Raw genomic sequence first — 12,685 nt, forward strand, 5'->3', positions numbered from 1 at the left:
TGCCCCCTTTTGAGAATTAGTAAAAAACAAAATATTTTTTTTTTAGCTACCAAGTGAAGCTCTTAGGAGTGCTTTGTTACTCCCTGAACAAACCGTTAAAATTAATTTAAAACATTGTTCTCTAAATTGTTCTTATTTTTAGCTTTAAAACAACAACCAATTCTTATGAAACATATTGTCGCCATTGCATTGGCATTATTAGCTTTTAGCTGTATTAGCATTAAGGCAGACGTCACTACAGAAACAACAACAAATAGCGATTCTGCAGCACTTGTTGAAGCTGGAATCCGCCTTGTAATGGCAGAGCAAGAAGCCGCATGGAATAATCATGATTTAGAAGGTTTTATGCAAGGCTACTGGAAAAGTGATTCCCTTAAATTTTACGGCAGTAGAGGCCTAACCAAAGGATGGAAGCAAACATTAGCCAATTACAAAAAAGGATATCCAACAAAAGCAGAAAGTGGGACTTTAAAATTTGTAATTAATGATATATCAAAAATTGAAGGAGATAATTATTGGGTCATGGGAGAATACCACATTAATCGCGAAGTTGGAGATGCCAATGGTGTTTTCATCATTATCTTTAAAAAGATACATGGAGAATGGAAAATTGTAGCTGACATGTCTTGCTAAAACAAAACTCAAGCCACAAGAATAGAAAACAAAATGCTTGCTAAAAATCCACCTATGATCTAAGAGACTCAGGAAACATTTTGTTTATATATTGATAGAATTTCTCTTGGCTTAAGCTGCCACAACTCTATTTTCAGCGATCATAGTTTCTTTTGGTTCTTCAGATTTAAAATGCTGAAACAACTCTTTACATCCATAACCTATTATTGATAATCGTTTTGATTTTGTAATAGATTCATTATGCAATTTTGCTAAAGCCATCACTCCTGCTCTATCTATACTACTGACCTGTTCGATATCTAATAAGACATCATCGAGTTTATCGAATATATTAGAAAATTGAGCATTGAAAGTTTTTAGATTTAACTTGTTTAAAGTTCCTTTAATCTGAAAACGATTGTTGTAGTTTGTAATCTGTAAATCCATAATAAATAGTGTTTAAAAGTTCATACTAATTGAGGCTATTAATCAGTATACCTTATACATTAATCAGAGGGATTGTGTTCAATATCGGATATATATGTGGGTCTTTTGATACATTTTCGATAAAGAGTAAGTTTGAATGGACTATTCGAAGCATTATGCTCATTTTTTCGACAAACAACAGCTTTTAAAATCATCCATTTGTAGGAAAAATAAAACCTGAATCAGTTAAGAATCAGGTTTTTGAAATTATTTTAAGCAATAAATTTGAACTTAATTTAGTCTCTAAATTTTTAAGTTTTCTTTACATATTCGGTAATAATGACAATTTGTTGTCCATCTACTCGACCTTCAATATAGGTTTCATTTTCATGGTCTAGTCTTATATTTCTAACAGCAGTACCTTGTTTAGCAACCATACTAGACCCTTTGACTTTAAGATCTTTAATTAGCACAACAGAATCACCATGCTCTAAAATCACACCGTTCACATCTCTGTGAATCAGTTTATTTTCCTCATCTTCACCATCACCAGAAGCTTTAGCCAATTCTAAGGTTTCTTCTTCCATGTACATCATGCCTAATAAATCCTGAGTCCAGTCGTCCTTAATTCTATTAAGCATTCTCCAGGCCATAATTTTCACAGCTTCATGTTCACTCCACATACTATCATTAAGACATCTCCAATGATTAGGATCTATAGCATCTGCATCGTTCATTTGTTCTGTACACACATTACATGCATATAGAACTGTTTTTAATTCGTTTTCTTTAATATCCGATACGGTGTAAACAGATAATTTTTCCTCGTTGCCGCAAAGCTCACATTTGGAGCCACTGCGCTTTTGTAGTTCTCTTTCTAATGACATAATAAATATAGTATTGTGCAAATGTAAAATTAATTCAGACTTTCTCGTAGTTTTTTAGATAAGCCTTTTACAACCATCTCGTAAGAATGGTCTATTAACTCTTTAATAAGTTGTTGTGTGAGTTCCCCTTTTTGTACATAAACACTATTCCATTGTTGTTTATGCATGTGATAACCAGGTTTTATACTGTCGTATTCTGCTCGCAATTCTTGAGCATATTCAGGATCGCATTTTAAATTAATAAAAGCGTCCCCATTTTCCCATTGCTTTAACGAGGCTAAAGCAAACATTTTATTACAGATTTTAAACACAAGAGTATCGTTATCAAAAGGAAAATGTTCGGTAACCGCTTTTTTGCTTAAACAATAGTTTCTGTAATCTTCTATGTTCATTTCAACAATTTCTTATCGTCTCCTCCTTCTATCTTCAACGCTGAATAATCTAAAGTCCAACCTATCGTTTCTACTAGGTTTTCAATAAGGTGAATGGCTTCTAAAGCCTCTTGTTTTGCAATAGTATACAAACCACTTTCTGGAACTTTATCCATAATATGCGCCTTTGCTTTGGTATGTAAATCCGTTAGATCCGCAGCCTCAAACCGATTAAACATACCGTCTTTTTTGTCGTAATAATTAATATCACTTTCAATAGAAAGTACTTCAGGTTGCGGAAAGTGAGATAATACTACGGTTTTTGTTTTAGCATTTGAACTCATTTCAATTTTACTTAAATCAAATCCCACATGTGCTTTTGCTTTAATCACAACTAAGGCCTTTTTTCGACTAGATATGAGTTTTAAAAACTTCGCTTTTACATCCTCATAATGGTATATTTCAGCAAAATCACCTTCTACCGTTACAAACTTACAGACACGTTTTATTTTGTCTAAAAGCAATATGGATTGCTCATTGGCCACTTTCTTGGTTTTCCAATGTTCATAGAGGGTTACTAACCCTAAAGTGACCAGAATACTAATGATGATTATAAAAAATGTTTCCATATGCTTTAAATATATGACACTAACATTAGCGTATTGTCACATGTAATTACCCTATTATTTTATATAAAATTGGTTTACTCGGACTCGCATCATTCTCAAATGGAGCAATTTGAAGGTTAAGCATATACTTACCGTCTTTAATTTTATTAGACACATAGATAAACTCTGTTATTGTAGCATCTAAACGAAATTTTCCGCTTGTATTCCAAAACGCATTATGTGCTAAAAGTTCACCTCCATCTTGCTCTTTATCTACACTTGGCAAATCGATAAGTAAATGTTTAATGGCTTTACTTTTTAGATAATCTGCAGCATCTTCTAATAAATACGTTGGATTGGTATTTGAGTATTGTCTAGAAAATTTCTCTCGCGTATTTGGCATCGTTCTAATAACAATGGCATCGCGTTTTTTATTTCCTAAGGCAAATTGTAATTGCTTTCTCGAAATTACATAATCATCACCTAGTTTTTCTGGTGCCACAGTTACCACCTCAGCCAAAAAGAAAAACTGCTTTAGATGCTGATTTATAGAATACATTTCTTCTGTGATATGACCAACGGTCTCCGTATGTGTACCATGCGAGTGCGGATTAAAACTTATAGTATTAAAATTTACAACCGCTCCATTAGCAACGCTAATTATTTCACCGTCCATAACCTCAGGTGTTATTTTTGGTGGATCTAAATACCAGGCATTAACATTAGTCGATTTTCCGGTAATAGGAATTGAAAGATCTAAAGGTAGAGATAAATCTATTTTTAATTTTCTCGATTTGTATTGTATTGTTGCTATCAAATTTAATTAAGTTTAAAAAGTTCTGAAGCAATACCATCACATAAAAATTGTCCCTTCTTTGTGACCTGTACATGCTTATCATCAATATACAATAATTGTTGATTTATAAAAATTTCTGATTGCTCTATTAGATAATCTTTAAAATCCATACCGAAATCAGTTTCAACCTTATCTAATGACACCCCCCAAATAGTTCGTAAACCCGTCATTACATACTCGTTGTATTGATCTGTATGTGTTAAGGTTTCAATTTCTATGGGTAGTTCATTTTGCTCAATTGACTTTATATATTTCGCATTATTACTCACATTCCAACCGCGTTGTTTTCCATTAAACGAATGTGCGGAAGGTCCAATTCCCAAATAGGATTTCCCTTGCCAATAGGCTGAATTGTTTTTACTAAAATAACCGTTTTTTCCAAAATTAGACAGTTCATAATGCACAAATCCTGAAGTCTCCAATTTGTCTTTCAATATATGAAACTGATCATGTGCTTGCTCATCGTCAACATTATCAATAATACCTTTTTTAATGAAAGATGCTAAAGCTGTTTTAGGCTCAACGGTTAAAGCATAACTCGAAATATGAGGCACTCCAAAACTTAAAGCCATTTCTATATTTGCCAACCATTGCGAGTTTGAAGCCCCTGGTATGCCGTAAATTAAATCTAAAGAAATATTGTCGAAATGCTTCGTTGCTTCTTCTAAGCACGATTTTGCTTCATTGGCATTGTGTGCACGATTCATGAGTTTTAAATCATTTTCAAAAAATGATTGAATACCGATAGATAGCCTATTGATTGGACTTTTAGAGAGCTCTATGATGCGCTCTTGAGATAAATCATCCGGATTCGCTTCAAGCGTAATTTCTGAGTGGTCTGAAACCTTGTAATTTTTATAAACTGAATCTATTATAAATTGTAATTCATCATTCGTTAATAAGCTCGGTGTTCCTCCTCCAAAATAGATGGTTTCAACTACTGTATTTTTGAATTCATCTTTCCTAAGCTCTAATTCTTTGGCTAAAGCAGGAATGAGATCATCCTTTTTTTTCATGGAGGTCGAAAAATGGAAGTCGCAATAATGACACGCTTGCTTGCAAAATGGTATGTGGATGTAGATGCCGCTCATATTAGTTTTTAGTATTCAGTCGCAGTTTGCAGTCGGTTGCACTCAAATTTTTCTTATTATTCAAACAAATCATATAACATTGAAATTCTTAAATCACAATACATTTTTATGAAATTAAAATAAAGCATATCAAATTGACTTCCATAAGTTTCTCGTCTAGTTTCCCACGATTCGTAAGCTGGAAATTTCAGTTTAAATTGTTCATCGATAAATAGATCCCAAAGTTTCTCAGAAGTATCTAAAGCGACTATAAACGTGGAATCCTTACTATTTATATGTTTCAATTCAATGACTAATGAATCTTTTATTTTCTGAGATTGGTAATAGTTATCATGGGCAATATCATTCATTTCAACCTGCCCTTGGCTAAAACTCAAAAACGACTGACTGACTATTAAAAGTAAAATAATGATTCTCATTTACTATTTTTAACTGCATACTGAGACAGCAAACTGTTTACTTCTTAACGCGACCTTCATTCTGTTTCACAAAAGCAGACCAGCCAGAATAACTCTTACCAACCTCAACTCTGCCTTCATTATAAAAATGACAAACGGCAGCCGCCAAACCATCCATAGAATCTAAATTCTTGGGAATTGTTTTAAGCCCTAACATGCTTTGTAACATTTTAGCAACTTGCTCTTTACTGGCATTTCCATTTCCGGTGATAGCCATTTTAATTTTTTTAGGAGCGTATTCTGTAATCGGCACTTCGCGAGACAAACCGGCTGCCATAGCAACCCCTTGTGCGCGTCCCAATTTGAGCATACTCTGTACATTTTTACCAAAAAACGGAGCTTCAATTGCAATTTCATCTGGATGATACGTATCGATGAGTTCTACGGTACGTTCAAAAATAAGTTTAAGTTTTAGATAATGATCATCGTACTTTTTTAGCATGAGTTCATTCAACTGTAAAAATTCCATTTTTTTACCTACAATTTTTATGAGTCCAAACCCCATAATTGTAGTACCAGGATCAATACCTAAAATAATTTTTTCTTTACTCATGCTTTTAATTACAGTATCGACAACCATCTAACGCGACTGCCAAGCCAAAGGTAAGGTTAAAAACACTACCATTAAAAGCACCTAAACCATTTAAAACAGGATTATAATCTTCTAGAGACGTTAAACCATAGATATAAGAAACATCGGTGTACACTGAGACTTTTTCATTAATTGCGTAATGCACTTCTAAACCCGCTAAAAGGTTTACAAAAGTCTGTTTATTATCTCCCAATGTTCCTAATGGTTTTACAAAAGACATTCCAGGACCTGCATGTGCAACCGTTCGTAATCGCATTGGTAAAAACGTAAGATATGCTGTAGGGTCATAGACAAATTGCGCATTAATTCTGGTATAGTTTATTTTAAATTCTGGCGTGTCGTCCGCATTCTTAAAACGATTAAAACCAAAATCTAATTTTACTCCGTATTGCGGTGTTAGCTTATGTTGAATCCCTAAATTAATTGTTGGAAAATTCACAGGCTTCGCATAAGAACTTTTTACAAATCCATCTGTTGTTGGATAATTAAGACCAACAGCAAAAAGAGCTTTCCACTTCGCAGTGTCCTTTAATTGCGCCTGACTATTAAACGTTATAAAAACGATAATAAAAACGAAAAGGTATTGTTTAAAATAGTATTGCATCTGTAAGTTTTTGATTTTATTTGTAGTATGCGTTACAATGTACCATACAAAATTAAACAATTCTTATTTGTGCTTATTAAGTTGAGTATTGTTGTTGTTGCATTTTGTTTTATGTATTCTAAAATTGTTCAAAACGAAAATTTAGAATTCAACAAATTTGTCGCTTTTTTAAATAAAAATGACGTTTTTTCATTAAAAAATAGCCTTATTCTAATCCTTTTAAGCAGTTTTAATTGGTTTTTTGAAATTCTTAAATGGCAACATCTCGTTACTATTTTAAAGCCTATTTCCTTTAAATCAGCATTAGAACAAAGTTTAGGAGGCTTAACAGTGTCCTTAATAACACCAAATCGTATTGGCGATTATGGAGCAAAAGCCATTTACTACACCAAAACATATAGAACAAAAATTGTGCTACTCAACCTTTTAGGAAATATGGCACAAATGACCATAACGATGGTTTTGGGTGCTATTGGTTTTATTCTCTTTATCAATAGCTATCCCATTGGCATTAACTACAATAAAGCAGTAGGTATTGGAGCCATTATTTTATTGATTGGATTGGTTATTTTCTATGTAATGACCCAAAAACGGTTTAAAATAAAAGGGTTTTCACTCGTTTTTATAATCGATTTTATTAAATCCATTCCTTTGAAAACACATGGTTTAAATCTGTCATTGTCTTTAATTCGATATCTTATATTTTCATTTCAGTTTTATTATTTACTGTCGGTCTTTGGTGTTACCATCAGCTATGTTGATGCCATGATTGTAATAACGAGTATGTATGTATTAGCCTCGATTGTGCCCACTATTTCAATTTTTGATGTGGTAGTAAAAGGCAGCATCGCTATGTTTTTGTTTAGTTACCTAGATGTAAATGAGTTTATTGTTTTATCTACGACAACCTTAATGTGGCTGCTTAATTTTGTAATTCCGAGTATCTTTGGAAGTTATTTTGTGCTTAACTTTAAACTTCCAAAACCAATAGAATAATGCTCTCATTTTTATTCATTTTTATCATCATTATATATCTACTTATTATAGGTTGGTTGAGTTATGGGTTTGATAAGGTTGATAATTTCAGAGTACAAGATTTACCATCTAAAACGAAATTCTCTGTTATTGTTCCGTTTAGAAATGAAACTAAAAACCTCCCGAAATTATTAGATTCTATTTCAAAATTGAAGTACCCAAAATCGATGTTCGAAGTTATTTTGGTTGATGATGATTCTGAAGATGATTCGGTTGCCGTAATTAATAAGCTAATTAAAGACAGATCTGTAGGCTTTGGTCAACTTGATATTTGGGTTATAAAAAATGAAAGAACTACAAACTCACCAAAAAAAGACGCGATAACGTCTGCTATAAATGTTTCAAAATATGATTGGATTGTAACTACCGATGCCGATTGTATTTTACCTAAATATTGGCTCGATACTTTTGATGAATGCATTCAATTAAAAAATTCCAATTGTATCGTTGCTCCAGTGACGTATCATGGGAAAATGACGTTTCTTAATCGTTTTCAAACCTTAGATTTTTTAAGCTTACAAGGTGCAACTATTGGTAGTTTTGGTATTAAGAAACCTTTGATGTGTAATGGTGCTAATTTCGCTTATCGTAAGTCCCTATTTATTTCTGTCAGAGGTTTTGAAGGCAATGACACTATCGCCAGTGGTGACGATATATTTCTTCTTGAAAAACTCACAGCACACGATGCAGAGTGTGTGCACTATTTAAAATCTCGAAACGCAATTGTCACTACAAACCCTGCCCAAAGCACTAAGTATTTAATACAGCAACGTTTACGTTGGGCCTCAAAAACAAGCCAAAATAAGAACTGGTTTACTAAATCAATTGGATTAGTGGTTTTGTTAGGAAACTTGGTTTGCTTAGGACTGCTACCTGCCGTTTATTTCAATATTATAACACTGAAAATCGCTTTGGCATTATTTATTATTAAAGGCTGCATCGACTTCTTATTGTTGTTTAAAACAGCACGCTTTTTTAAACAAGAGAACCTTCTTTTGTCTTATTTATTTTCGAGTATTATCTATCCATTTTTTTGTGTAAGCATTGTTTTTCTATCATTCTTTAAATCTTATAAATGGAAAAATAGGACTTTTAAAGTGTAAGTTCCTTCAAAATAAAAAAGACTAATTAATACGTACAATCACGGGTAACTCAAAAGCGGTAGTGACTTGCTGATTTCTTTTAATGGCTGGGTATATTTTAGGAACACCTTTTAAACTGCGACGTAGAAGACTGTCAATTTCTGGAATTTCCTGAATAGTTTCAGGATGAATTTTAATAGATTCTACTTCTAAAAATCCTGTTTTATCAATCTTTATTTTTAGAGTAATCGTATCATTAACGTCGTTAGAAACCACTAAGTTTTGTGCTTTTAAAAATTCATTCACACTACTAATTAAGGTATTTTGAAAACATACTTTCCGATCTTCTTTTTCCGTCAAAGAATCGCAATTAGTAAACATAGGATAGGTATCTACCTCATTCCAATTAAAAGTTTGCAGCTCCTCCTCAAGTAGATCTTCAGGATAGACTTTCTTCTTTTCAAAATAATTGCAAGAGGTTGCAAAAAGCAAGATTAAAAGACAAACAATTCGATTCATTACTAGTGTTATGATAGCGAAAAGTACGATATTTTATTCAAAACCATGCTAGTCAGCTTCGCTTTTAGATTGCAGCGTTACATCTATGCATTGATTTTAATTTTTATGAAGAATTTTACTCGCCTTCTAAAAACTTTTCTTGCTTTAATTCTTTGAGTCGGCCTTCAGCATAGCCCAAAAATGGACTTTTTGTATTCTTTTCAATAAATTGCTCATACATCTTAATTTTACTACCAGTATCAGCATAATATTCATCTTTGGTTCTAAGTATATAAAACTCGGACATTATATTAGAAGGATCTTCTTTTAACGATTTTTGAAACGCTTTAATCGCTTGATCATATTTTTTCTGGCGATTAAAAATAGTACCTAAACGTTGGTACTCATCTGAAAGTGGAAGATCTTTCAATAGCAAAGCCTTTGTGATATACTCTTCAGCCATTTCAAAATCACCTAAACTCTGGTAATACGCACCAATCACAAAAATAGCATTAGCATCATTTGGGCTATATTTTAAGGCTTGTTTCCTGTGAAAAATAGCATCTTTATAATCTGAATTTTGCGCATAACTCAAACTTAGTTTTTCATGAATAAACTCGGATTTCTCACCTAAATCTAACAATTTATTAAACCAAACGACGGCATGCGTATAATAGTCTTGATGGTAATAGGTTTGCGCTTTTAAACTGATAAGCTCTATATTGTTTTCATAACTTTCTAATCCTCTATCTATATAACCATGTGCCTCAATAAAATTTCGCTTTATTAAATGATGTTTGGCTATTTTAAAAATGGCTTTTTGGTGTGTTTCATCAAGTTGAAATGTTTTTTTAAATTGTTGTAATGCGGTAGTGTCTTTTTGCTTTTCTAAAACCACACCTAATTCGTAATAATAATTAGGGTTTAAGCTATCAGATGCAATTAAGTTTGAAAATCGCTGATTGGCATCTTTATAATGTTTCGTTCTTGCTAACAATTTTGCGTATTCATACTGTAATAGAAGGTCACCTGCATTCGCTTGTATTGCTTTTTCATAATTATTTAAAGCTTCTCCATAGTTCCCTATTGCCATATACGCTTTTGCAATATCATCGTAAACGTCATCTAAGTTAGGAAGTGTTCTATAGGTCTCAATGGCTTTGGAAAAATTACCATTCACATAAAGATGATCTCCTTCCGCTTTTATATTTTGAGCATTTAAATGAATGGTAAAAACAAAACAGAAGAACCCTAAAATTAATTTCATAAGCAGTAATTAGTCTTTTTTAGAATCATGAATTTGAAACACAACGGGTAAAGCATACGATACATCTACAGCTTTACCATCATGTCTTGCCGGTGTAAATTGTGGTAGTAATTTTAAGACTCTAACTAGTTCCTCTTCTAATTTAGGATGTGGCCCTCTTGCTATGATGTTAGTAACATGCCCTGTTTTATCAATTATAAATTGTGCAGAAATTCGTTTTTTCCCTGCTGATAAACCTAAAGAATTTGCTAAATCAGTATCGAAATTTTTACCGACTAGTTTATTAACCGCGCTAGCTAAACAATCTCTTTGTTCAGCATCGTTAGAAACCGATTTACAATCTGGATGAATTGGCGCAACTTCTACCGCGTTAAAAGAAATTACTTCCGACCGTTCTATATCTTCTTCTAGTTGATCATCCTCTTGCTTTAAATATTCTACAAGCTCCTTCTTATTGTTTTCTTTACCTGATTTTCCTTGAATCTGAAAAACGATAGGCACAGAAAAAGGTACCACAACCACTTTTCCTTTTTGTTTCCCTGGAATAAATTGAGGCAATGTCGCTATAACACGTTTGGCTTCTATTTCTAATTCTGGACTTGGACCTCTAGCAACAATATGTTTAACAGTACCATCTTTATCAATTTTAAATTGTACAAAAACGCGTTTTCTACCAGGACTCAAACTATCTCCAATACTTGTATTAAAGTTTTTAGCAATGTGCTTGTTCACAAAACTATTAAAACAGTTTTTTCGATCTTTATTGCTTTCTAAATCTTGACAATCAATGGTGGTTGGTGTTTCTTCTACGACAGAGAATGGGACTTCTACAATTTCAACCTCTTCTTTAATCATTTCGACACCATCATTTGAAATATATGAATCTAATACTAAAGTTGACCTACCGTCTGTCACTACGAGTTTATTAAAAAAATCGTCGTTTTCTAATTGTTTCAACAATCTATTAAAACGCTTGGTTTCTTCATCTGTTTTGTTTCCAGCATCTTCAACATAAAGTTTTAAAATACCATCTTGGGTGTTTGATTCCCATCGTTCTTTAGCTTCTTTTGTTTTTTTCCATTCTACATAATCTGCATAAGACTGGTGTTTGCCTAATTTCATTACATCAGCGGAGTTAATATCTTCTTGGGTTAATGTGCCTTCTTCTGATTTTCTTTCAATCGTACCTTCAGCGATAAAAATCATAAATGCCTTAAATTTTAAGTAATCTTCACGAGAGTTTATATAATTATATTTTTTATCTCCCATAAAACCTGCATAATCAACAATTTCAGCAAAGGTTGATCCATTTTTTTTCATTGTAAGTATCTCTTCATGATACTTTTTAATTAACTCGTCATCAGTTAACTCTTGATTGACGAAGGTTTCTTGTGAGTCTATCTTTTGTTGCGCTCTAACCTCCGTAGACGTATAAATTAACATCCCAAAAACCATAGGAATTAACAAGGCGTACTTGAGAAGATTCAACTGTTTTGATTTTGATTTTTGTAACATAGCGATTCGTTTTTTGATTAATGACTTATTAAAAAATGTATTAGTAAAAGACACCTGATTAACATCTAAAACCTGATTGAGTAAACTTGTATAATAATCGACTTTACCACTTTGTTTTACCGCTTTGGCATCGGCAATATATTCGTGTAATTCTTTGATTCTATTTTGATAGATATAGACTAAAGGATTAAACCAGAATACAACTCTAAGCAATTCGAAAAACAATAAATCTACCGTATGATATTCTTCAATATGTACCAACTCGTGCTTATAAATCGTTGGTTTTTCAGACTCTGAAATATGTTCTCCTAAAAATATGGTGTTGAAAAATGAAAATGCAGCACTACTTTTTATGAGCTTTACAATAAGAACATTGCCTTTCCATCGTTTTGGATTTTTATGTTTTAACCAATATAATTTGGTGATTTTAGCTAGAAAAATTAATGATGCAATTGCGATACCCGTTACTGCTATTATTTGCCAAATTGGTGTTTGTGGTTGCTCTAAAATAATACCAGCTAGTTCTGCCGTTTGAATCTCGTAAACCGTTGGTGCTTTTGTACCAATAAATACTTCTGGCAAATGAATAACCATATCTTTTGTGGCCATCGTTTTTAGTTGAGGAAATTTAAGAAATGGTAATACAAGCGCTAATACAGACGTAATTATTAAGTAAGCTCTATTGTAATTAAAAAAGGTTTCTCGCTTTAAAAACAAATCGTATATCAATAAAAACAGGGCTTGAAATGCGATAATTTGAAGAATAGAATACAGCATAATTAT

Annotated in this window: 15 protein-coding genes; 3 read left to right on the forward strand and 12 right to left on the reverse strand. The window is 32.6% G+C overall.

Translation table 11 applies throughout. The annotated features are described in order from the left end of the window. Nucleotides 1-165: 165 nt before the first annotated feature. A complete protein-coding gene (locus DFQ09_RS02485; RefSeq protein WP_115808404.1) occupies nt 166-633 on the forward strand; it encodes a YybH family protein in 468 nt (155 codons plus the stop codon). 111 nt (nt 634-744) lie between these two features. Here the strand turns inward: DFQ09_RS02485 and DFQ09_RS02490 are convergent, their stop codons facing one another. The 9 genes from DFQ09_RS02490 to DFQ09_RS02530 form a co-directional block, all read right to left on the reverse strand. Continuing rightward, nucleotides 745-1,059, reverse strand: a complete 315-nt coding sequence (locus tag DFQ09_RS02490) for an STAS domain-containing protein (protein WP_115808003.1) — start codon at nt 1,057-1,059, stop codon at nt 745-747. 290 nt (nt 1,060-1,349) lie between these two features. Then, nucleotides 1,350-1,925, reverse strand: a complete 576-nt coding sequence (locus DFQ09_RS02495; protein ID WP_115808004.1) for a PhnA domain-containing protein — start codon at nt 1,923-1,925, stop codon at nt 1,350-1,352. Nucleotides 1,926-1,954: 29 nt separating this feature from the next. Continuing rightward, a complete protein-coding gene (locus DFQ09_RS02500) occupies nt 1,955-2,317 on the reverse strand; it encodes an MmcQ/YjbR family DNA-binding protein (protein WP_115808005.1) in 363 nt (120 codons plus the stop codon). Then, a complete protein-coding gene (locus DFQ09_RS02505; protein WP_115808006.1) occupies nt 2,314-2,925 on the reverse strand; it encodes a DUF4230 domain-containing protein in 612 nt (203 codons plus the stop codon). The genes DFQ09_RS02500 and DFQ09_RS02505 overlap by 4 nt, the downstream gene beginning before the upstream one ends. Nucleotides 2,926-2,971: 46 nt before the next feature. Continuing rightward, the gene (locus DFQ09_RS02510; RefSeq protein ID WP_115808007.1) at nt 2,972-3,721 is read right to left on the reverse strand and encodes a cyclase family protein; all 750 of its coding nucleotides are present in this window, start codon (nt 3,719-3,721) and stop codon (nt 2,972-2,974) included. A 2-nt stretch (nt 3,722-3,723) separates the two neighbouring features. Next, nucleotides 3,724-4,851, reverse strand: a complete 1,128-nt coding sequence (gene hemW, locus DFQ09_RS02515) for a radical SAM family heme chaperone HemW (RefSeq protein WP_115808008.1) — start codon at nt 4,849-4,851, stop codon at nt 3,724-3,726. 56 nt (nt 4,852-4,907) lie between these two features. Further along, nucleotides 4,908-5,270, reverse strand: a complete 363-nt coding sequence (locus tag DFQ09_RS02520; protein WP_115808009.1) for a hypothetical protein — start codon at nt 5,268-5,270, stop codon at nt 4,908-4,910. Nucleotides 5,271-5,307: 37 nt separating this feature from the next. Next, nucleotides 5,308-5,862: a crossover junction endodeoxyribonuclease RuvC gene (ruvC, locus tag DFQ09_RS02525; protein ID WP_115808405.1), complete on the reverse strand. Its 555-nt coding sequence runs from the start codon at nt 5,860-5,862 to the stop codon at nt 5,308-5,310. 4 nt (nt 5,863-5,866) lie between these two features. Next, the gene (locus DFQ09_RS02530; RefSeq protein ID WP_115808010.1) at nt 5,867-6,505 is read right to left on the reverse strand and encodes a cell envelope biogenesis protein OmpA; all 639 of its coding nucleotides are present in this window, start codon (nt 6,503-6,505) and stop codon (nt 5,867-5,869) included. A 27-nt stretch (nt 6,506-6,532) separates the two neighbouring features. Here DFQ09_RS02530 and DFQ09_RS02535 point away from each other — a divergent pair, with 27 nt between their 5' ends. Next, nucleotides 6,533-7,501 carry a lysylphosphatidylglycerol synthase domain-containing protein gene (locus tag DFQ09_RS02535; RefSeq protein WP_115808011.1) on the forward strand — a complete coding sequence of 323 codons (969 nt, stop codon included), beginning with the start codon at nt 6,533-6,535 and terminating at the stop codon, nt 7,499-7,501. Further along, nucleotides 7,501-8,643: a glycosyltransferase gene (locus DFQ09_RS02540; protein WP_115808012.1), complete on the forward strand. Its 1,143-nt coding sequence runs from the start codon at nt 7,501-7,503 to the stop codon at nt 8,641-8,643. Before DFQ09_RS02535 ends, DFQ09_RS02540 begins: the two co-directional genes overlap by 1 nt. A 21-nt stretch (nt 8,644-8,664) precedes the next feature. Here the strand turns inward: DFQ09_RS02540 and DFQ09_RS02545 are convergent, their stop codons facing one another. The 3 genes from DFQ09_RS02545 to DFQ09_RS02555 all read right to left on the reverse strand — a co-directional run bounded on the left by DFQ09_RS02545 (nt 8,665) and on the right by DFQ09_RS02555 (nt 12,679). Beyond that, a complete protein-coding gene (locus DFQ09_RS02545; protein WP_115808013.1) occupies nt 8,665-9,141 on the reverse strand; it encodes a hypothetical protein in 477 nt (158 codons plus the stop codon). Nucleotides 9,142-9,256: 115 nt separating this feature from the next. Then, nucleotides 9,257-10,387 (reverse strand): tetratricopeptide repeat protein, encoded by a 1,131-nt coding sequence (locus DFQ09_RS02550; protein ID WP_115808014.1) that lies wholly within the window; start codon nt 10,385-10,387, stop codon nt 9,257-9,259. Between the two features lie 9 nt (nt 10,388-10,396). Continuing rightward, nucleotides 10,397-12,679, reverse strand: coding sequence for a M56 family metallopeptidase (locus tag DFQ09_RS02555; RefSeq protein ID WP_115808015.1), 2,283 nt, complete (start codon nt 12,677-12,679; stop codon nt 10,397-10,399). Nucleotides 12,680-12,685: the final 6 nt, after the last annotated feature.

Source organism: Winogradskyella pacifica, assembly GCF_003386275.1.
GTDB lineage: Bacteria > Bacteroidota > Bacteroidia > Flavobacteriales > Flavobacteriaceae > Winogradskyella > Winogradskyella pacifica.

Excerpts from the sequence above, each read along its gene's own strand:
- DFQ09_RS02490 (WP_115808003.1), bottom strand. The coding sequence starts at position 1,059 with ATGGATTTACAGATTACAAACTACAACAATCGTTTTCAGATTAAAGGA.
- DFQ09_RS02520 (WP_115808009.1), bottom strand. The coding sequence starts at position 5,270 with ATGAGAATCATTATTTTACTTTTAATAGTCAGTCAGTCGTTTTTGAGT.
- DFQ09_RS02485 (WP_115808404.1), top strand. The coding sequence starts at position 166 with ATGAAACATATTGTCGCCATTGCATTGGCATTATTAGCTTTTAGCTGT.
- DFQ09_RS02505 (WP_115808006.1), bottom strand. The coding sequence starts at position 2,925 with ATGGAAACATTTTTTATAATCATCATTAGTATTCTGGTCACTTTAGGG.
- DFQ09_RS02540 (WP_115808012.1), top strand. The coding sequence starts at position 7,501 with ATGCTCTCATTTTTATTCATTTTTATCATCATTATATATCTACTTATT.
- DFQ09_RS02555 (WP_115808015.1), bottom strand. The coding sequence starts at position 12,679 with ATGCTGTATTCTATTCTTCAAATTATCGCATTTCAAGCCCTGTTTTTA.
- ruvC (WP_115808405.1), bottom strand. The coding sequence starts at position 5,862 with ATGAGTAAAGAAAAAATTATTTTAGGTATTGATCCTGGTACTACAATT.
- DFQ09_RS02550 (WP_115808014.1), bottom strand. The coding sequence starts at position 10,387 with ATGAAATTAATTTTAGGGTTCTTCTGTTTTGTTTTTACCATTCATTTA.
- DFQ09_RS02500 (WP_115808005.1), bottom strand. The coding sequence starts at position 2,317 with ATGAACATAGAAGATTACAGAAACTATTGTTTAAGCAAAAAAGCGGTT.
- DFQ09_RS02545 (WP_115808013.1), bottom strand. The coding sequence starts at position 9,141 with ATGAATCGAATTGTTTGTCTTTTAATCTTGCTTTTTGCAACCTCTTGC.
- DFQ09_RS02530 (WP_115808010.1), bottom strand. The coding sequence starts at position 6,505 with ATGCAATACTATTTTAAACAATACCTTTTCGTTTTTATTATCGTTTTT.
- hemW (WP_115808008.1), bottom strand. The coding sequence starts at position 4,851 with ATGAGCGGCATCTACATCCACATACCATTTTGCAAGCAAGCGTGTCAT.
- DFQ09_RS02535 (WP_115808011.1), top strand. The coding sequence starts at position 6,533 with ATGCGTTACAATGTACCATACAAAATTAAACAATTCTTATTTGTGCTT.
- DFQ09_RS02495 (WP_115808004.1), bottom strand. The coding sequence starts at position 1,925 with ATGTCATTAGAAAGAGAACTACAAAAGCGCAGTGGCTCCAAATGTGAG.